20 protein-coding genes and 2 tRNA genes are annotated in these 22,739 nt (G+C 43.9%); 10 read left to right on the top strand and 12 right to left on the bottom strand.

The features are described from left to right. The first annotated feature begins 53 nt into the window (after positions 1–53). From J5A55_RS00885 to J5A55_RS00860, 6 genes are all read left to right on the top strand, one after another. On the top strand, positions 54–1,040 hold the full coding sequence (locus J5A55_RS00885; RefSeq protein ID WP_004384621.1) for an SPFH domain-containing protein: 987 nt from the start codon (positions 54–56) through the stop codon (positions 1,038–1,040). Further along, on the top strand, positions 1,037–1,375 hold the full coding sequence (locus J5A55_RS00880) for a hypothetical protein (RefSeq protein ID WP_004384620.1): 339 nt from the start codon (positions 1,037–1,039) through the stop codon (positions 1,373–1,375). Before J5A55_RS00885 ends, J5A55_RS00880 begins: the two co-directional genes overlap by 4 nt. A 19-nt stretch (positions 1,376–1,394) precedes the next feature. Continuing rightward, the gene (locus J5A55_RS00875) at positions 1,395–2,786 is read left to right on the top strand and encodes a TFIIB-type zinc ribbon-containing protein (RefSeq protein WP_004384618.1); all 1,392 of its coding nucleotides are present in this window, start codon (positions 1,395–1,397) and stop codon (positions 2,784–2,786) included. A 20-nt stretch (positions 2,787–2,806) separates the two neighbouring features. Further along, positions 2,807–3,562: a hypothetical protein gene (locus tag J5A55_RS00870; RefSeq protein ID WP_039851607.1), complete on the top strand. Its 756-nt coding sequence runs from the start codon at positions 2,807–2,809 to the stop codon at positions 3,560–3,562. Between the two features lie 585 nt (positions 3,563–4,147). After that, positions 4,148–4,363 (top strand): hypothetical protein, encoded by a 216-nt coding sequence (locus tag J5A55_RS00865; RefSeq protein WP_004384616.1) that lies wholly within the window; start codon positions 4,148–4,150, stop codon positions 4,361–4,363. 41 nt (positions 4,364–4,404) lie between these two features. Further along, positions 4,405–5,940, top strand: coding sequence for a hypothetical protein (locus tag J5A55_RS00860; RefSeq protein WP_004384615.1), 1,536 nt, complete (start codon positions 4,405–4,407; stop codon positions 5,938–5,940). A gap of 703 nt (positions 5,941–6,643) precedes the next feature. Here the strand turns inward: J5A55_RS00860 and J5A55_RS00855 are convergent. The 9 genes from J5A55_RS00855 to prmC form a co-directional block, all read right to left on the bottom strand. After that, positions 6,644–8,185: a YifB family Mg chelatase-like AAA ATPase gene (locus tag J5A55_RS00855; RefSeq protein WP_004384614.1), complete on the bottom strand. Its 1,542-nt coding sequence runs from the start codon at positions 8,183–8,185 to the stop codon at positions 6,644–6,646. 11 nt (positions 8,186–8,196) lie between these two features. Continuing rightward, the gene (locus tag J5A55_RS00850; protein ID WP_039851597.1) at positions 8,197–9,192 is read right to left on the bottom strand and encodes a DUF4369 domain-containing protein; all 996 of its coding nucleotides are present in this window, start codon (positions 9,190–9,192) and stop codon (positions 8,197–8,199) included. A 17-nt stretch (positions 9,193–9,209) separates the two neighbouring features. Then, a tRNA-Leu gene (locus J5A55_RS00845) sits at positions 9,210–9,295 on the bottom strand. A 435-nt stretch (positions 9,296–9,730) separates the two neighbouring features. Further along, positions 9,731–10,315 carry a hypothetical protein gene (locus J5A55_RS00840; protein WP_039851606.1) on the bottom strand — a complete coding sequence of 195 codons (585 nt, stop codon included), beginning with the start codon at positions 10,313–10,315 and terminating at the stop codon, positions 9,731–9,733. Between the two features lie 10 nt (positions 10,316–10,325). Continuing rightward, the gene (locus J5A55_RS00835) at positions 10,326–10,775 is read right to left on the bottom strand and encodes a hypothetical protein (RefSeq protein ID WP_004384610.1); all 450 of its coding nucleotides are present in this window, start codon (positions 10,773–10,775) and stop codon (positions 10,326–10,328) included. Positions 10,776–10,797: 22 nt separating this feature from the next. Further along, the gene (gene pyrE / locus J5A55_RS00830) at positions 10,798–11,433 is read right to left on the bottom strand and encodes an orotate phosphoribosyltransferase (protein ID WP_004384609.1); all 636 of its coding nucleotides are present in this window, start codon (positions 11,431–11,433) and stop codon (positions 10,798–10,800) included. Between the two features lie 86 nt (positions 11,434–11,519). Continuing rightward, entirely contained in the window at positions 11,520–12,227 is a 708-nt protein-coding gene (locus J5A55_RS00825) for a ComF family protein (protein ID WP_039851596.1), read from the bottom strand. Next, on the bottom strand, positions 12,224–12,730 hold the full coding sequence (locus J5A55_RS00820; RefSeq protein ID WP_004384607.1) for a regulatory protein RecX: 507 nt from the start codon (positions 12,728–12,730) through the stop codon (positions 12,224–12,226). Before J5A55_RS00820 ends, J5A55_RS00825 begins: the two co-directional genes overlap by 4 nt. Then, positions 12,727–13,590, bottom strand: a complete 864-nt coding sequence (gene prmC / locus J5A55_RS00815) for a peptide chain release factor N(5)-glutamine methyltransferase (protein ID WP_004384606.1) — start codon at positions 13,588–13,590, stop codon at positions 12,727–12,729. Before prmC ends, J5A55_RS00820 begins: the two co-directional genes overlap by 4 nt. 27 nt (positions 13,591–13,617) lie before the next feature. Between prmC and ribD the strand changes: the two genes are divergently transcribed. After that, entirely contained in the window at positions 13,618–14,598 is a 981-nt protein-coding gene (gene ribD / locus J5A55_RS00810) for a bifunctional diaminohydroxyphosphoribosylaminopyrimidine deaminase/5-amino-6-(5-phosphoribosylamino)uracil reductase RibD (RefSeq protein ID WP_039851605.1), read from the top strand. A 4-nt stretch (positions 14,599–14,602) separates the two neighbouring features. Here the strand turns inward: ribD and J5A55_RS00805 are convergent, their stop codons facing one another. The 3 genes from J5A55_RS00805 to J5A55_RS00795 all read right to left on the bottom strand — a co-directional run bounded on the left by J5A55_RS00805 (position 14,603) and on the right by J5A55_RS00795 (position 18,419). After that, positions 14,603–15,892, bottom strand: coding sequence for an L-cysteine desulfidase family protein (locus tag J5A55_RS00805; protein WP_004384603.1), 1,290 nt, complete (start codon positions 15,890–15,892; stop codon positions 14,603–14,605). Between the two features lie 75 nt (positions 15,893–15,967). Next, positions 15,968–16,381, bottom strand: coding sequence for a hypothetical protein (locus tag J5A55_RS00800; protein ID WP_004384602.1), 414 nt, complete (start codon positions 16,379–16,381; stop codon positions 15,968–15,970). Between the two features lie 97 nt (positions 16,382–16,478). Further along, entirely contained in the window at positions 16,479–18,419 is a 1,941-nt protein-coding gene (locus J5A55_RS00795; protein WP_004384601.1) for an AAA domain-containing protein, read from the bottom strand. 230 nt (positions 18,420–18,649) lie between these two features. Between J5A55_RS00795 and J5A55_RS00790 the strand changes: the two genes are divergently transcribed. From J5A55_RS00790 to J5A55_RS00780, 3 genes are all read left to right on the top strand, one after another. Further along, a complete protein-coding gene (locus J5A55_RS00790) occupies positions 18,650–20,311 on the top strand; it encodes an IS1182 family transposase (RefSeq protein WP_211802928.1) in 1,662 nt (553 codons plus the stop codon). Between the two features lie 761 nt (positions 20,312–21,072). Continuing rightward, entirely contained in the window at positions 21,073–22,515 is a 1,443-nt protein-coding gene (locus J5A55_RS00785; protein ID WP_004384596.1) for a C69 family dipeptidase, read from the top strand. Between the two features lie 146 nt (positions 22,516–22,661). After that, a tRNA-Arg gene (locus tag J5A55_RS00780) sits at positions 22,662–22,733 on the top strand. Positions 22,734–22,739: the final 6 nt, after the last annotated feature.

The raw sequence follows: 22,739 nt of genomic DNA, 5'->3' as shown, positions 1-22,739 counted from the left end.
CGTATTATACGATAAGAAAGAATGTAATTTATTGATAAGTAACAATAGAGGCTATGAGTATAAAGAACTTATTTAAACGGCAATTAAGAACTGTCATAGAGTGGAAAGACCAAGACAGCAGGCTACTTTTCCATCAGTTGGAGACAACGACTGACGAAATAAAGGATGCTAGTAAGCTCATTATAGCACCCGGTCAGGGCTGCATTATCGTCTATGATGGGCAAGTGAAAGGTACGCTTACCGAGCCTGGGATCTATGAGATGGAGACCGATAATCATCCTTTTATCACCACACTGCTTAACATTGCGCAGCAAGCAGAGAGCGAACACAAGATGAGGTTCTACTTCTTCCGCACGGCAGAGATGGTGAATATCCTTTGGGGAACAGCCTCGCCAGTGAAGTATATAGAACCCTATTACAACATACCTGTGGCACTTGGAGCCTGCGGAAACTTCTCCGTAAGGATTCAAGACGCATCACAAATGTTTGTTACGGTGCTTGGTACCGTCGCAAATTACTATGTAGAGGATGTGCAGGAACTTGTTTCTTCACGCATCATAACGCCACTCACCAACTTTCTGGCAGTCAAAGCATACCCTTACAAAGAGGTGGATACGCACTTAGAAGAGCTTTCTAATGAACTACGAGAGAAGACGTCAGAGGAGTTATCACGCCTTGGTTTAGAGTTAACCGACTTCCGTATTGCATCAGTCACATTCGATGACGATACGATGGAACGTATTGGGCGCATTGCAAATATGGCTACAGAAAAGCAAGCAGCAGCCGAAGTAGACCTAGACTACACCGAGTTGCAGAAGTTAGGAGCCTTGCGTGATGCTGCAAAGAACCAAGGTGGACTGGCAGGAGCTGGTTTGCAAATGGGTGCCGGACTGCAGTTAGCACAAGACATATTCAAATCGGGAGGTGCAAGCAGTGACCCTTCTCAACGCTTGCGGAAGCTCAAAAAGTTACTTGACGAGCAGCTCATCACAGCAGAAGAATACGAACAAAAGAAGAACGAAATACTTTCTAAATTATGAATAAAGTCCTAATCCCCGCCATAGCCGTCCTCTTTGTCAACATCATTGCAGGTCTGGTTCTCTCTGTTTACCCCTTAGCAAACATGCTCTACACGAGTGCTGCCATCATTGTTAACACCCTGTTGGTGGTCATGTTGTTTGCTCTTGGTGCAGAACGAACACATCGTTTGAGTTTAGGAATGCTCTTCCTCTTTGCCAGCATCATAGAGTTTGGCAGTGGACTAATGGCTCCGAGCAGCGTAAAAGACAACTGGTGGATTATCCTCTTCGCTATCTTTACGGCTGTAGAAGGCATCTTGAGTTATTTAGCCATCCACTATAAGAAACAATCATAAGCACTGATTCTGTAAAAAAATGTCAACAAAGATAAGACCTATAAAGTGTCCGAACTGCGGTAGTGAGAAGCATATTCAACTGGATGAAAAGCTCTATCGCTGTAAAAACTGTGGAACGGAATACTTCTTAGATGACGATGATATAACCATTCATGTTAAGCATCATTTTGACGATGGGGGCTTCACGCGCATTAAAGGAGACGCTAACGTCTCTATGAGCAATGCGATACAAGCATTCGTCATCATCGGTGGTGTCTTATTCTTTCTGTTCTGTATTATGCTCTTCGGATTCCACTCTTCCAGTCCAGACCTTAGTTCAGACGACTCCCTCGAAGTAGATGACACTTATAAAGCCATCGTCCCTGTGAAGCATGACGGACGTGTTTGCTTCTTCTATCTAACCGATCGCCGTTTCCATAACACATTCTACAACAATAGAACCTCATCGAATGGTTACTATTATGGATTTATCGATCCGGATAGCGGAAAGGTGTTAGCTGACAAACTTCTCATCAGTGATGACGATGCGAGGAAGATTGGTATGACAGCTTTCCACATGCTTGATATACAACATCTGAACCAAGCCAAGAAGTGGTATATCACGATTCCTAGCCAGTTTATACTCGAGATTGACGCACAAACACTCACGCTAAAGAATGTCTCAAAGACTATCTTCGCCAAGAAGAAAGCGATGTCAAGTGGTATCTCATCAGTAGAGTTTATCTCTGATACCTACGAAGACCACGCAAGTACGGCGGGCGTAGGTGAGGGGTTCAAGGTCACCAACAATATGGCAGAGACCTATTATTACTTTCCCGCCACAGACCGTCTTTATACGAAGGAAGCCTATGAATACGCCCAGCAACTACCTGCTTCTGAACTCAATGGAGAGGTTCATGATAGTGTGTTCTATATATTAGATCGAAAGGAAGCGAGCGAATCCTCTAGCCAAAAAAGCCTAAACCGATTATGGAGAATACGCTTCATGTATCACTTAGGAGACCCTCAAGACGCTGGTTACTTCCTATATGGTGTGACAGATACTCCGCGTGGTGACGGTCGAATGATTAGTCATAACGCAATAACAGATTGGTTTGCTGGATTCAATTCAAAGATTGATTACCAAGACTCGAAGTATATCCTTATAGAGTATAATGCTAGTATCTCGGAGGATGCGCCAACGGTTCTTCAACTTCGAAACACTAATGGGGTGATTCTTTGGACACACTCTCTTGAGCTTCCAATGAAGATAGGTGGCGTTATAAGAGACAATCAGAAGATATGGTTCAGAGCGACCAAAAAGAACAGTAATACTGATGATGAACACTACATCGCAAGCCTTACTTTGAAGGAAGGCTACCTGAAGTATGAGTATAAGTTTGCGACTGAACACAAGATACTAAAGCAATGAGTATTAAGCACGAGTATAGTATGAGAAAGATTCAAGTTCTTCTGCTCCTCCTTATCGCACTACCTTTAGCGTGTAACGCACAGGTGAAGAAGATCGTAGAAACCTATGACAACGGACAGATAAAGTCGATTACTTATAGGGATAAGAAGACGGGGTTATTAGAAGGACACTGTGTTTCATATAAGGAGAACGGGAGCCTCTCCATGGAAGAAGACTATAAGGACGGTCTAAGGGATGGGCAGGTGAAGTATTACGATGCATTTGGTAACATCGAAAGTATCGTGAGTTACAGCAAAGGGAAGAAGCAGGGTAAGCTCATCAAGTACCAAAAGATGAATCGTCCCTGTGCAACTCCTTATCTTGAATACATTGAGAACTACGAGAATGGACTACTACAGGGAATGACCTACGTGTACGATGATACTGGGCAAAAGATTATCGAACACGCACGTTACGATGATGGTCTATGTGTCGAAGATACTGTATATCTCCCTAAAAGTACATTCTATGCGTATCGGACGAAAGGACCTAATGGTACTTATGTTGGTGGTGAGATGAAGAGCAGAATAGTACCCAACAAGAAGAATGCAGCTACTCATCAACCTACGAAGAAAGCTCCCGTTAGACAACAGACAACGGCACCAAAGCCTGTTAAAGCTAAGCCTGTTCCACAACATAAACCTGCTCCTGTAAGACAACAGAAGCCTCAACCAGCTGCACCACAGCTCAAGCCGCGATTGAAAGTGAATAAGGATGGAACAATAGAAGTGGGTTAGCACATATATATAATATGGGTTAGCACATATATAATAAGGTGTAATTGGAATACATCTAACCTAAATACTTTGCCACTATTGGCAATACAAAAAACCCTTTGTTAAAGTACCTTCTTACATTGCAACACATAGTAATTACCATATTTAGTCGCTGACAGATACGCATTACGCTGCCGACAGATACGTATCTAACCGTTGACAGATGCGTATCTTGTCGCCGCACTCACCGCATCTGGCAACAACGCTCACCGCATCTAACAGTGTGGAAATATGCATCCTGCGGCAGCGCAATACGCATTCGACAAAGAAAAGATAAAACAATCATGGTATTTACCCTTTCTCTTACTCACGACTTCTTTTATATTATTTTGATAATTTAACAATCGGGGGGGGTAAAACAAGAAGAATATACGTACTTTTGCAGCCGAATTATAACTATTTGAAGTAGTTTCTTTAAAAGAGGAATGTCGTTATGACATGATAAGAACAAATGATGCCTCTATGTTGATCAGGGAGAGTCCTCCCTTTCACCACAGGTAATTCATACTAAAACTATCCACTATAACCATTTAAACCAAGATAACAATGAGTAAAGAACAAACAAAGAAAATTTATCAGAGACCCAAAATTGAAGTGATGTATGCTTGTATCGACAGTTCGATACTGGAAGCCTCCTACCCTGGAGACCACCAAAAAGGCGACCACAAAACAGGTCCTGCGGAAGAATCAAGCAGTGGTGCCAAGCGTTCCTTCTTCTCCAGAAGTGGCGAAGAGAATGTACCAACGACATGGGAAGACTAAAAAGGCAAAGCTAGAGACAACAAGAAACATAAAACACCAAAATGAATATCAAATCATATTATCAATGGACTATGGCAGCTCTGCTGCTAACAGTTGCAGGCTGTTCAAATGACGATATACAGACAGCGAACAGCACAAATACTGGTGAAGAAACTACGGAAACAGCACAGACAAGTTTCGTCACAGGAGAGGAAAGCACAACACGCACATCGTTCAATTATGGCAAAGGAGACTTCTACTGGGAGGCTGGCGACAAAATCTTTGTAAAAGATGATGCAGGTACGTTTCAGCAAAGCAGTAATACGGTGTCGGGTACGAATGTGCTTGCATTTAAATTCAAGATGCCTGGCACATATACCCAAAATAAGTACAGAGTTTATTATCCTGGGGCAAACGGCACTGGAAACAATGTAACCATTGCTTCCGAACAGGAGCAGAACGGCCCTGACAACACCCTCCACTTCGGAGTATCGGGCGATTGTGGCTCGGATGAAGCCGTAAGGCAGCCTAGCGGACAGTACAAGTTCAAGCTAAAGCATGCAGCCGCCTATCTTTGCTTCAATCCTACTTACGATCACGCGTTGACCAATGTCTATGTGACAAAGATTGAGGTGACAGCCGACAAGAACATTGCGGGAGCCTACACACTAAACACGAATGGAGAGCTCACTGGCTCGGGCAGCACGAATACGATCACACTGACACCCAAAGTCTCAGGCAGCAATGACGGCTTCATCATGCAAAACGATGCTTTGGGAAAAAAATGTGAAGCGGGGCGAATGTTCATGGTTATCATGCCCGGTAAGTACAAGCTCACCGTGAAATATTACGTCAAGGACAAAGATACGAATGTATCAGGTGCCATCACAAAGACTTTCGGCGAGTTCACGTATGATCCGAACGGCTACTATGACATGCCTGCCGCGCTGTCCATCAGAAGCTATGAGGACGATTACTATATGTGGGACGCCAAACAAGAGTACTGGTACGGACACAAGGGCGAACAGCCGAAGAAAGAAAATGTGCCAGGCACCAACATCCCAACCAGTTCTGACGCTGACCGATGGTACAACGCAGCCACATTCCCAACAGCAGCCAGCAAAACGGCGAAGGACTGCCCTAACATCAATGAACTTATGTGGTACTGCAAGAAAGGTGACCCACACTGGGACAACACAACGCTTTGGTCAGTTTGGGGACATCTGTACACTGGCGGTATATGGCTCAAGAAAGCGAGTGTGATTGCCCAAAAGGAAGGTAAGACCGCTGCTGATCTCAAGACCGCTTCTCCTGATGGACAGAACCGTGCCAATAAAAAAGTTTATGAGACTCCGCCATCCCAAACTATAACACAGGGAACTCCAAGTAAGCTCAACGACTATTTCTTCCTACCGGCCATGGGGCGTTATTCGGGAGATGAACTCATGTATTTCAGAACCTGTGGAGACTACTGGACGAGTACACCTTACCCCTACAATTCTAAAATTTGCTATAATCTGCACTTTGACAATGGCACGCTGACGGTAAGTAACACCAGCGAAAGGCGCAACGGATACAAACTGTGGAAGACTGAATAAACTTCCCCAGATATCTACTAACAACAGGTGTGTAGAACACGGAGTTATCTCCTGTCTGCACACCTGTTTACTTTTCCTATCAGAAGGGCAGGAAAAGCCAGTACTAAGAAACGCAGAAAAGAGTTCGCGAACTTTTCCCGAATTGTTCGCGAACTCTTCCCGAATTGTTCGCGAACTCTTTTCAAATTGTTCGCGAACAATTTCGATTTTGTTCGCGAACTATTTCCAGATTCTTCGCGAACAATTTTATGCGTCCCTTTGATGTCGACTTTTAGGCACCTAAAAGGTCCTCTACCAAGAGTGTTTAACACCTTTGGTCAAGAGTGTTAAACACCTTTGATCAACAGTGTTAAACACCTTTAGGCAACAGTGTTTAACACCTTTCATCGTAAGTGTTTAACACCTTTGAATAAGGGGATTGAATACCATTGAGAGGAAGGGAACAAAGTTTTGTTCGAAACGTTAGTAGATATTCATTAGAAGGTGAATAGGACTTGTGCCCCACGGGTGTACGACTCGTGGGGCACGGGTCCGACACCCGTGCCCCACGAAAGTACATTTCGTCGATGTTAACAGTTACACCCCTTTGCTTAACAATTCTTTACTTACAGGGTAAAGTTCTCCAAAACTTTCAAAGGAGGGAATATCCTGACAGATTATTGTTTAAGAAATGAGTAGTTTCTTCATATTCCTTTACCTCTTTTCAACGCTCTGCCCAATCGCTTCTATCCAAGTTTCTATAACCTATCGCCTCGGCTATGTGCTGTGAAAGGACAGCCTCCGAACCTTCTAAGTCGGCTATTGAACGAGCCACCTTTAGTATTCGGTTGTAAGCACGTGCCGACAGTTTCAACCGCTCCATAGCATTCCGAAGCAACTCCATAGAGGCTGCGTCTGGTTCAGCAAACGTGTGGATGAGCCGCTCGGACATCTGTGCATTACAGTGAACATTGCGGTATTCGCGGAAACGCTCCGTCTGTATGGCTCGCGCTCGGATAACTCTTTCACGAATAACAGCACTCGATTCGCCCGCAGCTGCTTGTGAGATGTCTTTGAAAGGGAGCGGAGCTATCTCGCATTGGATGTCAATTCGATCCATGAGAGGCCCTGATATCTTCGCAAGATACTTCTGTATCTGCCCTGGAGTACACACACAATGATGCGTAGGATCGGCAAAGTAGCCACAAGGACAGGGATTCATACTCGCCACGAACATGAAACTACAAGGGTAAGTGACCGTGTATTTGGCACGAGAAATCGTTATATGACGATCCTCCAAAGGCTGTCGAAGAACTTCTAAGGTATGCTTATTGAACTCAGGAAGCTCATCGCAGAAGAGTACACCATTATGTGCTAAGGTGATTTCACCCGGCATTGGATTGGCTCCCCCACCAACGAGTGCAACCTCAGAGATGGTGTGGTGCGGACTTCGGAAGGGTCGCTGCGTAATCAATCCAGCGTCTCTACCTAACTTCCCAGCGATGGAGTGTATCTGAGTTGTCTCTAAGCTCTCTGCAAGGGATAGCGGAGGAAGGATGGAGGGAAGCCTCTTTGCCATCATACTCTTACCACTTCCAGGTGGTCCAACCATAATGAGATTGTGCCCACCAGCGGCTGCTACCTCCAAAGCACGCTTCACATTCTCTTGCCCGCGGACGTCAGCAAAGTCGAGATCGAAGGCATATTGATGTTCATAAAACTCTTTTCTCGTATCGACATAACAAGGTTCTGGATTGGTTGTACCATTCAGGAAGTCAATAACCTGCAATATGTTCTCCATGCCATAGACCTCCAATTTATCCACAACAGCTGCTTCGTGCTCATTAGCTTTCGGCACAATAATACCTTGGAACTTATCTGCTCGTGCCTTAATAGCAATCGGTAGCACACCTTTCACAGGTTGCAACGTACCATCAAGACTTAATTCCCCCACCAGCATAAAGGCTTTCAAGCGGTCATTACTCATCTTGTCATTGGCGGCAAGGATGGCTATTGCCAATGGAAGATCAAAGCTGGAACCTTCCTTTTTGAGGTCGGCTGGCGCAAGATTAGCCGTGATGTCGGCTACAGGAAACTTGTATCCAGTATTGAGAAGGGCTGCTGCAATACGGTCGTGGCTCTCCTTTACCGCGGCATCAGCAAGTCCGGTAAGATGAAACAAGACGCCTCGTGTAATGCTTACTTCGACTGTCACGGTGGTAACTTCCATTCCGTTGACAGCTGCACAGAATGTTTTTACAAGCACGTTAGTAGTTTTTATTCAACGCCATAACGCTGACGTATGGTATTGGCAGTAATGTTTCTCTCTGTTACTTTACCATTGCGTATGACGATATTATCAGGTATCATAGTCAGTCCGAACGTCTTTAACAATGGTGAACTCAGCATTTTTCCATCGCAGACATTGGGAAACTGGATGTCATCACGTACCAGTGATTGGCGCACCTCCTTAGGGTTTGCATCCACACAAATGCCTAATGCGGCTATTTTACCAGCCTTCACAGCATCGTTCAAGGCTCGTTGTATATCCAAACTTTCATAACTCCACGTTGCCCAAACACTGATGATTGCAACGTTCTTATTGCTGTACATTGCATCATTCACAGCCTTTCCGTTCACGTCTTTAGCTGCAAAACGAGGCAACTTACTACCCACCATCACATTACCTAAGTCTTTTATTTGCCGGTTAAGACGACCCAAAGCAGTGTTCTCGGGTTGTTCCTTCATCAAAAGAGGGAGCAGTTGGGCTGCCAACTTATAGTCGGGAGATTCTGTTTGAATAAGATATCGGTTTAATAAATATGCGCTTACAGGCGACTCGGGATGGTCTTTAATAAACTGAATAGCGTATTTGAGTTCTTGAGGAGGAGCCACACTCGCAATCTGCTTACGGAACTTTGTCATCAGTTCATTAGCCTCCGTACCCTCCACCTCCATCTCTTTAAGGTGTGAAGCATCGGCTTTCACCTCCACAGCCTCACCTGATTCTGCGAAGATAGGTTGCGTTGAGTAATTGGGAAAGACTATAACAAGAGTGGCAGACCTGCTACATGGTATCTCATAAGAAAAACGCCCAGTTTCCACCTTGATAGTATCTACTCCCTTGATACCACCATCTGGACTGTACACGTAAAGTTCGCCTTGATTTATATGCAGGAAGCGTCCCTCCATCTTGAAGTAACCACTGCGAGTACCACAAGAAACCAATAGTAAGGAGAGTAAAAACATATAAACTATTCGCTTCATGCGCATAGAGATTTAAGAAGAAGTGCCGCGAGCGGGACTCGAACCCGCACAGCCATTACTGGCCAAGGGATTTTAAGTCCCTCGTGTCTACCAATTCCACCATTGCGGCAAACCGTTTGCAAAGATAAGGCTAAATCTCCGAACTGGCAAAAGATTTACTTGTTTTTTTGATTAGAAACTATCTTTTTGAGCACTGATAAAGGTTAACTCCTATCCAAATGGTGCCACAAAGTAGGGACAGACGCCCTCGTCTGTCCGAAACATCCTACTTTTATAGCGGACAGACGAGGGCGTCTGTCCCTACTTCAAGGCTTCATCTCTGGTTGGAAATACCTATTCTAACCAACTACCGGTAGGCACTCCTCCCCTTGGGGGAGGCTGGGTGGGGTTTCCAACGAGGGCGTCTGTCCCTACAGGTTTGTATCTTTTCCATTCAAAGAGGGCGTCTCTTCATGGTCAAGAGGGCGTCTCTTTGATATGAAAAGAGCCTCTCTTCGAATCAAAGAGAGGCTCTTCTTATTTTATCACTCATATTAGGACGATTCTAACTAACGCCTAATACCCCAAAAGGACCAGTACTGTTGGCACGATAACGGGTTAGTTTTTTACCCGATGCACCGCTTACAATGTTACCACCCGTATTGAGATTATACCTGCGATGACAGTGATTACAAGTGGCAACACCCGTGTTGCTGACTGTTAACTCATAGCTTCGTAGGGGCAAATCGTGCATGTCGAAGCAGTTAGGACATTGAAGATCATAGGCGAAAAAAACGGCTGGGTTATCTAAATTCCCATAACCAACAATGAGTCCATTGTTCATCCCTACATGCTTCCAAGACTCTAATCTCATATCGATGGCATCGAACCATACGGGTGCAGAAGAGCGTAGTCCTTGATTGTTCGAGAACTCAAAACAATACTTCCCACTCGTCTCTGACGACTTGATGACACAGAACACTCCCGGTGAAAAAGCATTCATGGCAGTTGCAAGGATAGCATCGTTATGCGTGCCATTGTTGAACGTGAAGTAAGGATGATAGTTGCTGTATTCGTAATCGAAGTTGTCCCCACAAGAAGAGAAAGACAATAAGAGCATGAACACAACATACTTAATAATACCTTTCATAGGCTCTGTTTTATTCAAAAGGAATCATTGCCAACGCATCAGCAATCTTCTCTATGCCCTCTTGCAAAGGCTTTGCAACCATCGACTTAGCAAAGAATGGGATGTCTGCATCAATAGTTAGCTTCATCTTAGAAGACGCCTCCGTTACTGGTAGGACTTGTATCCAGAACTTGAAAGCAAAGGGCGACTTCTCACTCTCCAGCTTGATCATCTTGGGTTCATCACGCTCTATGATACGCATTGAAACTTGCCCAATTGGATCCACGTTGATCGATAAGGAGTCTTGGTCGAAACTAAGGTTCTTGAGTTTATCCTTTACCTTATTCATCTCGTCGTTATCGGTTGCCTCCTCTGGAAGATGGTCTTTCAAACGTTGTATGTTACTAAGATCACTCAACATAGCATACACGCTTCTCTGTGAGTGAGGGATTTGTTTTATACCGCTTTCAAACTTTGTCATTGTGTTTATTGATTATTTTTTCTTAGTCTTTCTGCCAATTCGCAGGATCCTTGCGCCACTCATGTAGCATAGAGACATCGGCTTCTTTGATGTAACCAGTCTCTAATGCCTTTTCAACAACATGCTCATAATCGGTTAAGGTGACGAGCTTCACACCTGCTTCTTGGAATGCTTTCTCAGCAACGGGGAAGCCATAAGTATAAGAAGCAACCATACCTACAACATCAAAACCAGCTTCTCTAAGAGCAGCAACAGCCTTTAAAGAAGAGCCACCTGTTGATATTAGGTCTTCAACAACAACCACCTTAGCACCAGCGGGAAGCTCTCCTTCAATCTGATTCTTCATTCCGTGATCCTTTGGCTTTGGTCTTACATAAGCATAAGGCAATGTTAGTTCGTCAGCAACAAGCATTCCTTGCGCAATAGCTCCAGTCGCCACGCCAGCAACAGCAGTAGCTTCTGGGAAGTTCTTCAGCACTGCATGCACCAGTTCTAACTTCACAAACGAACGCACATCATGGTATGATAATGTCTTGCGGTTGTCACAATAGAAGGGAGACTTCCATCCACTCGCCCACGTGAAAGGGTCATTTGGTTGCAACTTGATCGCTTTGATCCTTAATAACTTGCCTGCAAAGGCTTTCTTTAAATCGCTCATCTTGATAGTTTATGGTTATATTCTAAATGCAAACTTACGCATTTTTTTGATATTAAAGGGCTAAAGATAGGAAAAAGAATAGCTCTTTAATTGTTCTTGGCAAAGCCTAATGAGAGCACACTCAACTTCACGTTCTCTCCTTTGAGTAGCTCTTGAGCTGCCGAAACAAGGGTTGCACCAGAGGTTATAATATCATCTATCAAAAGGATATGGAGCCCTGCTATGCTGGAGGAGTCTGTTAATCGGAAGGCTTTCTCTACATTCTCATTGCGTTGCCAATGGTCTTTTTGTGTCTGACTACCATGGAATGTAACACGTCGGAGAGCTTTTTCCAATATTGGAATACCCGTAACAGCACTGATGCCACGTGCTATCTCCATACTTTGATTGTATCCTCTCTCGCGTAAACGTTGCTTGGCTAAAGGTACAGCAACGATGGCTGTAATTCCATCAAAGTATTGATCAACATTGAACTCATCTGCGATAAGGCGTCCCAAAGCCTCTCCTATCTCGGGATGATGCCCATATTTAAGCTTATAAATCAGTCGACTTGTATCGGAATGGGGCTTATAAAAGAAGAGAGAAGCCCCTTTCTCTATTGGTATCAGCCCCCAAAACAAACGCACTAATTCGTTATCATAGGGTGAATGGACATATCCTGTACGGGGAAGTCGTAGGTTGCAAGCCCCGCAAAGGATCTCTTCTGACATGGACAAACGCTCTCCGCACACTGCACAGGCACGTGGGAAAAAGGTGTCTAAGAGTCTGGAAAGAAAGCTAATTGTCCTTTTCATTCTTCTATGAAGTCTACATCTCCATCGCTGTCAACCACTCCTTCATCAATACACCGCCGTATCAAGTCCATCGTGAAGCCACGTCCCATGGCAAACTTAATCAGTTTCATCGAACGCTCGTAATCGCTTTCTGCCTTAATAGTGCGGTACTTACTAGCCATTAAGGGGCGTAAAACCTCTAAGTACTCAGCATCATCAACAGCATCCAAAACGCTTGATGCGATGTTACTATCCACTTTCTTCAACCAGAGAGCCTGCTCTATTTTACGTCTACCCCACCTGTTGTAACGTATTTTATCATGTACAAAGAACTGTGTGTAACGCTCGTCGTCAACATACTTCAGGCTTATCAATTTCTCAAGTATGCGTGTTTGTGCATCTTCGGAAAGCCCCCATTTGCGCATCTTCTCAATCATCTCACCAGAACAATGCTCTCCTTTCGCACAAAGATCGGCAAGTTTTTTCAAGGCTTGAGGCTCTAGTATAGGTCGTTTCTGTATCATCCTCTCATCGCTTTAACGAACCTCTGTTTGCCAAACTGGTCTTCCTTCAGTTCTATCTGTTTATATCCTAGATTGCTTAACATGTCTTTCACCTTATATATATATAGTGGATTGGTCTCAAAATAGAGCTTCCCGTCATCGGTCAAAGCCGTTACACCATATTCAGCAATAGCCCTATAGAACTTGATCGGATCGTTATCAGGAACGAAGAGGGCTGTTTCTGGCTCATACTTCAGCACATTTTCCGCCATAGAAGAGCGTTCTTTATCGCAGATGTAAGGTGGGTTACTGACGATGATGTCCCACTTCTGTTCCTTAGCAGTAGCCGAAATCGATAAGATATCCTCCATCTGTAGCACCACAGAAGAGTCCCATCTATGTACATTGTCACGTGCTATCAGGAGTGCATCAGCCGATATGTCCCATGCTGTAACAGCCGAGTTATATAGATCTAAAGCCAGTGTCACAGCGATACAACCACTACCTGTACCCACATCTAGCACTTGCAGGGGTACAGGAGGTTGTAAGGCGCAATACGGATGATTGTTATCTGCTTCTATCCAATGGCACAACACTTCCGTTTCCGGGCGTGGAATCAATACACCAGGGGCAACTTTAAAGCTGCGACCACAGAATGTTTCCATGCCTAACACATACTGAACAGGCTCCGAAGAAGCAAGTCTTTGCATGATTTTATCGAGTTCCTCCGCTGCATCTCGGGATATTTCATTAACTTTGCCAGTATATATATCGGTTAAGGAAAGCCCAAACTTCACTTCCAAAACTAATCGAATGATAGCTTGTGCTTCGCCTTCTCCATATAAGGGAACAAGTCTGTGCCATAAATCTTGGTATGTCATAGATGCAAAGATATGAATTTAAATGATATGAAACAAGCCGATATTGACGAAAAATACATGCGTCGTTGTTTGCAATTAGCCTACAATGGGATGCTAAAAGCTAAACCCAACCCTATGGTGGGGGCTGTTATTGTAAGCAAAGAGGGTAGGATTATTGGTGAAGGTTACCATGTGCAATGTGGTAAGGGGCATGCCGAAGTGAATGCGTTTGCCTCTGTTAAGGAGGTTGACAGCCATCTCTTACATGATGCGACACTGTATGTTAGTCTCGAGCCATGCTCACATTATGGTAAAACACCACCTTGCGCCGACCTGATCATACGCAAGGGTGTACACCGAGTAGTATGTGGCTGTATTGATCCCTTTGCTGAGGTGCATGGCAGAGGAGTACAGAAACTGCGTGACGCAGGTATTGAAGTGACCGTAGGAGTACTCGAGAAAGAGTGCTTGGAACTAAACAAACGTTTCATAACATACAACACGCACCATCGTCCCTACGTCATCTTGAAGTGGGCACAAACGATGGGTAATCCTGCATATATAGGTTATCTACCAAGCAAAGATTACCATCCTTTGAACATATCAACGCCTTTCACCAAGATGTTGGTACATAAGTTAAGGGCGGAGAATGACGCTATTCTTGTTGGAAGAACTACTAACGACTTAGAGCATCCACAACTTACTGTAAGGGAGTGGAGCGGTAAGAACCCCGAAAAGATAGTTCTTTCACAACAGAAATCCACCTCATCTGCACAATACCCAAGTCCCCAATCTGTCCTTGACCATCTATATCAAGAGAAGAAGCAAAGCCTCATTGTAGAAGGTGGAGCAAGTACTTTACAGAGCTTTCTAGATGCTGGTTTATGGGATGAGATACGTGTTGAGACTGGTTCCTTATTGGTTGACAAGGGTGTAAAAGCCCCTCAAATGCCTTCGAATATACATATAACTCGTATCGAACAATGGGATGACAACAAGATTGTAACCTATCAACGGGAAGAGAGATAAGCCCTTAGTCACACTTATGAGTCATAATGTTCAACACCATATCATCGGTATTGCACATCGCTTCCTTGCCTATACTTGTAAGGTTAAGGATAGACTTATCAACGTCATCATCGATGATTCCCTCCGCAGCTGTCACATGTTTGCCTTCCATGGAGAGCGTTGCTGATAGTATAGCAGTGGATACTCCAGATGAAATCTTCAGTGAACAACTAGGCTTCGCACCATCACATATCATCCCAGTAAGGTTTGCGATCATGTTTTTCACCGCATGGCAGACATTCACGTAATCGCCTCCCATGAGGTAAGTAATGCCACAACTGGATCCAATACTTGCCACTACGCAACCGCAAAGGGCAGAGAGAGCACCCAAACTCTGCTTTATATAGATAGCAGTTAGGTGACTTAACGTAAGCGCGCGGATTAGTTCTTCACGCGTATTCTCATTCTCCTTAGCAAAAACAGCTACTGGATTCGTTGCACAAATACCCTGGTTTCCAGAGCCACTATTGCTCATCACAGGTATTAATGCACCTCCCATACGAGCATCACAGGCTGATGCTGTCTTCGAGATGATATGTGAATAGATACTGTTCCCGAATATTCCTCGACTCAAAGGACGGTCCATTATCTTCCCAAGGCAGTGTCCGTAATTACCTTTCAAAGCCTCTGCTGCAGCACGAATGTTATATCGCTTCGCTTCAAGAATGAACTCGATCTCCTCAACGGGAGTAGTTGTTGCAAACTCCCAGACTGTTTGTAAGTTCAGATCAACGCCTTTGCAAGCAGCAACAGAACCACTCGGACCACGCTTATCCATACATACCTTGCCATCGACACTCTCGTAAACAAAGTTCGTATGACTACATGAGATGATGGCAACCGATTGGTGTTCTTCAGCCTCACAGATCGCTTCAATGTATAGTTTCTCGGTGATTCCTTCCTTCAACTTAATGTCTATTCGATTCTCACCAATAAACTTCTTGCCTTCTTCCAAGCCCTTTGGAGTAAGCTCCTTAATGACTTCCAATTGGTATTCGGACTTCCCTATCAATGCTCCCAAGGCAATAGCAATAGGCAAGCCTATCATCCCTGTACCAGGAATACCCACTCCCATGGCATTCTTAAGGATATTCGCAGAAAGCAACACACGCACTTTCTCGGGTTTAGAACCTAGTAATTCGGCGGCACGAGCGACGCATAATGCCACAGCCATAGGCTCTGTACAGCCCACAGCTGGTACCACTTGATGATGTATCAAGCTGATAATTTGTTCTCTAATGTTTGTTTCTAGCATAATGATTTATATCGGTTTAGCCTGTTTATAGCATTTGATTTAAATGAAAAACACACCCTTTTGTCATTCTTCTCACTAACAATTCTCTGAGAGGAGGTTCCCCAATTCATGCCTCATAGCCTCCATCTTCTGTTGTCTATCTATAGAGAATGTAGTGCCATGAGCCTCTACGTAATCAAATAACAGATAGGCTTTCTTCTGTAAAAGAGAGCGCAAAGGATCACTCTTATAACTTGCTTCAGCATAAAGAAGCTCTGCCACCATATCAATGCGGTCTATCCTCTCGTTCTCATCCCATTGTTCTTTCGCATACAACAAAAGCTCATCAACGGAGAGATTACGCAAGTCTTCATATTCACCAACATATTGTTTATAAAGGTCTTTTAGCTCTTTATCACGCTTCAAGTCATCTTCCTTTTTCGTTAGAAAGCGTGAGATTGCTGCGCTAAACTCCTCTATTAGTCTAATGAAATAATCTCGTTGCAACATAGTGTACTTCTTTTTATGTCACAAAAGTAAATAAAAAAAACATATAAAAGCTCTTTTCTCGAAGAGAATATACAAATAACTTGAAAGGAGAACAGCACTACTCCGCCTGCTCTATGCTCTCCCATAACTTCTTATAGAACGGATGCTGCGTCATTGTTTGTACGTTTCCAAGGATGATAAGTTTCATCCTTGCACGCGTAATAGCCACATTCATGCGACGCAAATCACGCAAGAATCCTATCTGTCCAGCGTCATTTGAACGCACTAAAGAGATGAGTATCACATCCCGCTCTTGCCCTTGAAAGCCGTCAACTGTGTTTACGCTAATCAAAGAACGGTATGGTTTAAAGAACTCGCGCTTCTTAATTAGCCCCCTCAAGTACTGTACCTGCGCACGATAAGGCGATATTACACCTACATCAATACGCTCATCTAAGATGCGTTGTTTGCCTATCTTCGTAAAATAAGATTGTAGTGTTTGCAATGTCAATTCGGCTTCTCCCTTGTTAATACGCCCAAATGACTCACCAACAAATTGCTCTTTGAAGATAGATTTATCCTCATTTTGTCCCCCTTCTGATTGATTCTCTAGACTCGAATCGGACGTATCTATCCACACCATTGGGTTGTCGTAATCAAGGATACCACGGTATTTTATCTGTGGCGCACTCTCTACTTGCCCTCCATAGAACCAGTTGGACGAGAAGCGCATAATCTCTTCATTCATCCTATATTGCACCTTTAGCAATGTTACAACCTCTGGTTTGTTCTCTACGACACGCTCCATTAATGTTTTACCCAGTCCTGCATGCAAGGCAGCTAAGCTCTTCACCGTTGGTGGTAATTGGCAATGATCACCTGCAAAGATAACTCTTGATGCCCTACGAATGGGTATCCAGCATGCCGCCTCAAGTGCTTGTGCAGCCTCATCTATAAATAAGGTGGTGAACTTCTGACCCTCCATTACCCTACTATTTGCCCCTACTAAGGTCGAAGCAATCACCCTCGCCTCACCAAAGAGTTCGCTATTAATCCTAATTTCAAGCTCTGTGGCACGACTTTTTAGGCGTTCCATCTTCTGATGATAATTCTCTGAACTCCGCTTACGATGGTTTCTTAACTCCCGAATAGCCTTACGAATAGACCATAATTGAGGGTAGTCTGGATGCGCCTCAAACTTCCTTTCGTAGGTAAAACCAAGCATTTTATCATTCACACGAGTAGGATTACCTATGCGAAGGACGTTGATTCCACGATCAACTAACTTCTCCGATATCCAATCGACAGCCATGTTACTCTGCGCACAAACCAACACTTGACTCTCACGCATGAGTGTTTCATTGATTGCTTCGACCATTGTCGTGGTCTTACCTGTGCCTGGAGGACCATGCACAATGGCTACATCTTTTGCCCACAACACTTCATTAACGGCCTTTTCCTGCGTTGGATTCAACCACGGGAGACGGATAGGAGCAAAAGAGAACTTACCCACTTTTTGTCGAGAATAGAACAAGTCACGCAAGTAAGCAAGCCTATTACCCTTAGCTTTCATCGCTCTTTCTAAAGCATCAAACATCATTTGATAACTCGTCTCATCAAATCCTAGCTGACAACCAACCTGCTGCTGTGCTGATTGGAGTTCGAGTAAAGGAGCCGATTCGGGCACTGCAACAACCATTCTATCGCCATCCACATAAGAAACAGAGCCTGTAAAACGGAAATATTCCAGCTTATTTGCGTTCGTACCAACGCCCACTCCTTTTGCAAGAAACTTGAAGAACAAGACAGGGCGACCGCTTTCAAAGTTATGTTCAATATCTCCGTCTTGCGTTCGAAACACCTCAATACATAATTGGTTGAGCCCATTATAAAAGCGTTTACCCACTCTTAACGGGAACCAAGCATCTCCTCTTTTCACCTTCCTATGCATACCTGTCGCCTCAGTTTGCTTCCTGAAGGCTTCCTTCTCAGCATAGTATTCCATCTGAAGTAGCATCTTTTGCCGTTGTAGTGCTTGTATCGGAGATTCCTGTGTCATCGATTGTCTATTATGTTAAAAACATATTTCTGCTCGTTACAAGACGAACATTACAAAGATACACATAATATTCCAATAAGGCAAAATAGTGTCATTAAAAGCCTCCCCAAGGAGGGTGTGTCAAAATAGCCACACACTCTTTTTTATGCACAAAGCCCCGACTTTCTCAAGCCAGGGCTTTGCTATTTCCTAAAGTTTTTGTACCTTTAGGCATACAAAAAAATCTCATTATGACAAAGGTACACTTTCGTTCTTACATACACAAGAAAATGATTCTTTTTCCTCAAAGAATCGATAAGGATATCGCAGAAGATAACCCTGTTCGTCTTTTAGACGCCTTGGTGGATAATCTTATATTGGATAATGTCTACAAGCTTTATAAGCCCAGTGGGCGTAAGCCTTATCATCCACAAATGATGCTCAAGGTGATTCTTTACGCCTATATGAATAATATCTATTCCTGCCGTCGTATAGAGTCGCTTCTCAAGCGTGACATTCATTTCATCTATCTGGCAGGATATGAGCAGCCTGATTTTATTACCATCAATCGTTTTCGTAATCGTGTGAAAAAGGAAATCAACAATATCTTCACACAAGTGGTATTAGTACTTGCAGCCAAAGGTTTGATAAGTCTTGACGTTGAATATATTGACGGCACAAAAATAGAATCGAAAGCCAACAAGTATACCTTCGTTTGGAAGAGAACCGTGGAAAAGAACCGCGCCAAGTTGCAGGAACAAATACGCACACTCTTGCTTCAGGTTGATGATGTCATAGCGCAGGACAATGCCGCTAAGACAGAAGGTGTCGAGTTTACTGCAGCTCTGCTCGATGAGATATCCGAGGAATTGAACAAGTCTTTGGAATCATCCCCTGAGCCTAAGACAAAAGAAGAGAAGCAGGCTGTTAGAACCAAGAAAAAACAGCTTAAAGAGCTTGAGAAGAAACGTAATAAACTCCAAGAGTATGACCAACACCTTGAGATTATGGGGGAGAGAAACTCCTACAGCAAGACCGACCTTGATGCTACGTTTATGCACATGAAGGAGGATGCTATGCGGAACGGACAGACTAAGCCTGGATATAATCTGCAGATAGCAACTGAGAACCAGTTTATCATCGACTTTGCACTCTATGCTAACCGTACAGATACGCTTACACTTCCTTCTTTCTTGGAGTCCTTCAACTCACGTTACCATCGTTATGCCAAGACAGTCGTAGCCGATTCAGGGTATGGCTCCGAGGAGAACTATCTGTTCATGGACGTACATAATATGGAAGCCTATGTGAAGTATAACTACTTCCATAAAGAGCAGCATCCACGCTATACACCTAACCCATTCTGTCCTGCAAGCCTTTATTATAATAAGGAACAGGATTTCTACGTCTGCCCTATGGGACAGCATATGAAGCGTATAGGCATGAAGCGTTCCCTAACCTCTAATGGATTCGTTACTTACAGTGTACGTTATCAGGCAGAACGCTGTGATGGTTGTCCGTTGAGAGGCTCATGTTTTAAGGCAAGAGGGAACAGAATTATAGAAGTAAACCATCAACTACAGCACTATAAACAAAAGGCACGGGAACTACTGACCTCGGAAGAAGGCATCAAGCATCGAGGACGAAGGTGCATAGAACCTGAAGCTGTTTTTGGACAAACAAAATATAATAAAGTCTACAAGAGATTTAGGCATTTGGGAAAAGACAAGGTCAATATGGACTTTGCCTTCTTTGCTATTGCCTTTAACATAGGAAAAATGTGCAAAAAAAATAATCTCAAGGAGCTAAAAGCTATTATGGAGGTACTTTTAGTCACCTTCAGATGCTCTATAGAAGTTTATATAAGCTATTGGAAGCCCAACAAATCATTTTATATGAAATTAGCGGCATAGCTGCAGTAAATAACGAATTATGCGGTAGATGAAGTAAAGAGGAGTAGAAAAGAGGATGTGTCCATTTTGACACACCCTCATGTGCCTAACGGAAGCTAACTTGGAGAGGCTGGGTTAATGCATAACGAGGCTTTGATTCGGTATACAGAAACGATGAAGACAAAACAAGGAAACGCCCTTCTCCATTTGAAGAGGGCGTTTCCTTGCAATGAAGAGAGCCTCTCTTTGACATGAAGAGACGCCCTCTTTGAATGGAAAAGATACAAACCTGTAGGGACAGACGCCCTCGTCTGTCCGAAACATCCTACTTTTATAGCGGACAGACGAGGGCGTCTGTCCCTACTTTGAGGCATTATCTCGGGTTGGAAATACCTATCCTAACCAACTATCATTAGGCGCCCCTCCCCTTAGGGGAGGCTGGGTGGGGTTTCCAATGAGGGCGTCTGTCCCTACTTCGAGGCATTATCTCGGGTTGGAAATACCTATCCTAACCAACTATCATTAGGCGCCCCTCCCCTTAGGGGAGGCTGGGTGGGGTTTCCAACGAAGCCATCTGTCCCTACTTTGTGGTGCTCTATTCCACAGAACAAATAACCAGTCTACTTGTTAACCAGTCCACACGTCAACTCTCCCTAATATGAATTTTGAATTAAAGCAAAGCCTCTTTTATAGTTTTTTGTATGACCTTTTGCGTTGCTTCTATCAATTAATTACTACTTTTGCCATTAGATAGAAATTCGCAATTAAATACTTTTAAGCTTATGAAAAAGACTAATATGCAACAAAAGCAGAGCCTTCCATCAGAGTGTACAACCATCATCATCGGACAGGAACAGACTGTAGACGGATCAATGATAGTAGCTCGTTCAGAGGATTGGGACGCTATGGTAGCTAAGAACTATGAGATCTTTAAGGATACAGAAAACGGCTCTAAAGAGTTCGTGGCACTTGATAGTCCATTCCGTTGTGAGCTTCCTTCTAAGGCATTAGGCTATCACGCACTCTCTCCTCACCATCTCCACCACCATTGGGGAAGTGCTGGTTTCAATACAGCAGGCGTTGGCATGAGTGCAACTGAGAGTATCTTCAGTAGCGATGAGGCGTTAAAATACGATCCATTGGTGGAGAATGGCGTTGCAGAAAACTCTGTTTTCAATATCACCTTACCATATATTCATACTGCAAAAGAGGGTGTTGAACGTTTGGGAATGCTTGTTGAAAAGTACGGAATAGCCGAAGGTTTCGGTATAGGTTTCGTTGATAAGGATGAAATCTGGTACTTTGAAACAGCTTGTGGACACCGTTGGTTAGCCTGTCGTATGCCACGTGATCAGTACTTCGTTACAGGTAATCAGAGTCGTTTCCGCAAGTATGATCCAAATGACAAGGACAACTATTTAGCATCAGCCGACCTCATAGAGTTTGCCGAGAAACATGGTCTCTACGATCCAGCTAAGGGCGAGTTTGACTTCCATGAGGCTTATGCTCGTGATGTAGAGTTGGATACCACTTATAATTACCCACGTGTATGGGGCTTGCAACAGTTATTCTCTCCAGAGATAAAGAACGATGTTACGAAAAACACCTTCCCGGTCTTTGCGAAGCCAGCACATAAGATTTCACTGACCGATCTACGCACTGCTTTCCGCTTCCACTACGATAATACAGAGCATGACCCATATCTCCATAGTAATCCAAAGGAGGTTTATCGCCCTGTATCTATCTTCCGTACGACTCAAACTCACCTCTTGCAGGTACGTCCAGAGCTGCCTCAAGCCATCGGATGTATCAACTATGTCGCAATGGGAATGGCTGATCTTGGAGTCTTCCTTCCACTCTATCAGGGTGTGACGTCATACCCAGAAGCCTATACAAAGGGCACCAATGAGTCAAGTGCAGACTCTGCTTATTGGAAGTTCCGCAAGGTAATGGCACTGGGAATGACCAACTATAACAAGTATGCACCAGTCATCAAAGAGGCTTACGCAGCCTTTGAAGCAGAGACAGACCAGCGTCAACGCGAAATGGAAGAGGAGTATCTTCGTATCTATAAGACACAACCTTTCCATGCACAGGATATGTTGCAAGCCTTCTCAGATAAGGTTCTCAACGATGCTTTAGCACTATCCGATCAATTACAAGAGAAGCTCTTCACGCTGCTTACTCAGGACATCCAACAGGAGTATCTCTTCCATGGTGCATAAGAGAAAAAGCCGTTTTTGTGCTTAGGAAATAAATAAAAGAACTATTTACAAAGGTATATAAGTTTTTTTTCCTACCTTTGCAGCAATAAAGAAGATGCCCTCTTATAGGACAACCATTCTATAAGAGGCATCTCTATTAATGGTTTGCTCTGATAGTTCAATGGATAGAACGGAGGTTTCCTAAACCTTTGATCCGGGTTCGATTCCCGGTCGGAGTACTCTTA

It is taken from the genome of Prevotella veroralis, assembly GCF_018127765.1.
GTDB lineage: Bacteria > Bacteroidota > Bacteroidia > Bacteroidales > Bacteroidaceae > Prevotella > Prevotella veroralis.
The sequence above is the reverse complement of the archived record's forward strand: the minus strand, read 5'-3'. Positions and strand labels throughout refer to the sequence as shown.

Coding starts and splice junctions, on each gene's coding strand:
- J5A55_RS00875 (WP_004384618.1), top strand. CDS start 1,395: ATGTCAACAAAGATAAGACCTATAAAGTGTCCGAACTGCGGTAGTGAG.
- J5A55_RS00840 (WP_039851606.1), bottom strand. CDS start 10,315: ATGAAAGGTATTATTAAGTATGTTGTGTTCATGCTCTTATTGTCTTTC.
- J5A55_RS00880 (WP_004384620.1), top strand. CDS start 1,037: ATGAATAAAGTCCTAATCCCCGCCATAGCCGTCCTCTTTGTCAACATC.
- J5A55_RS00835 (WP_004384610.1), bottom strand. CDS start 10,775: ATGACAAAGTTTGAAAGCGGTATAAAACAAATCCCTCACTCACAGAGA.
- J5A55_RS00790 (WP_211802928.1), top strand. CDS start 18,650: ATGACAAAGGTACACTTTCGTTCTTACATACACAAGAAAATGATTCTT.
- J5A55_RS00850 (WP_039851597.1), bottom strand. CDS start 9,192: ATGCGCATGAAGCGAATAGTTTATATGTTTTTACTCTCCTTACTATTG.
- J5A55_RS00785 (WP_004384596.1), top strand. CDS start 21,073: ATGAAAAAGACTAATATGCAACAAAAGCAGAGCCTTCCATCAGAGTGT.
- J5A55_RS00860 (WP_004384615.1), top strand. CDS start 4,405: ATGAATATCAAATCATATTATCAATGGACTATGGCAGCTCTGCTGCTA.
- J5A55_RS00825 (WP_039851596.1), bottom strand. CDS start 12,227: ATGAAAAGGACAATTAGCTTTCTTTCCAGACTCTTAGACACCTTTTTC.
- prmC (WP_004384606.1), bottom strand. CDS start 13,590: ATGACATACCAAGATTTATGGCACAGACTTGTTCCCTTATATGGAGAA.
- pyrE (WP_004384609.1), bottom strand. CDS start 11,433: ATGAGCGATTTAAAGAAAGCCTTTGCAGGCAAGTTATTAAGGATCAAA.
- J5A55_RS00800 (WP_004384602.1), bottom strand. CDS start 16,381: ATGTTGCAACGAGATTATTTCATTAGACTAATAGAGGAGTTTAGCGCA.
- J5A55_RS00805 (WP_004384603.1), bottom strand. CDS start 15,892: ATGCTAGAAACAAACATTAGAGAACAAATTATCAGCTTGATACATCAT.
- J5A55_RS00795 (WP_004384601.1), bottom strand. CDS start 18,419: ATGACACAGGAATCTCCGATACAAGCACTACAACGGCAAAAGATGCTA.
- J5A55_RS00885 (WP_004384621.1), top strand. CDS start 54: ATGAGTATAAAGAACTTATTTAAACGGCAATTAAGAACTGTCATAGAG.
- J5A55_RS00865 (WP_004384616.1), top strand. CDS start 4,148: ATGAGTAAAGAACAAACAAAGAAAATTTATCAGAGACCCAAAATTGAA.
- ribD (WP_039851605.1), top strand. CDS start 13,618: ATGAAACAAGCCGATATTGACGAAAAATACATGCGTCGTTGTTTGCAA.
- J5A55_RS00870 (WP_039851607.1), top strand. CDS start 2,807: ATGAGAAAGATTCAAGTTCTTCTGCTCCTCCTTATCGCACTACCTTTA.
- J5A55_RS00820 (WP_004384607.1), bottom strand. CDS start 12,730: ATGATACAGAAACGACCTATACTAGAGCCTCAAGCCTTGAAAAAACTT.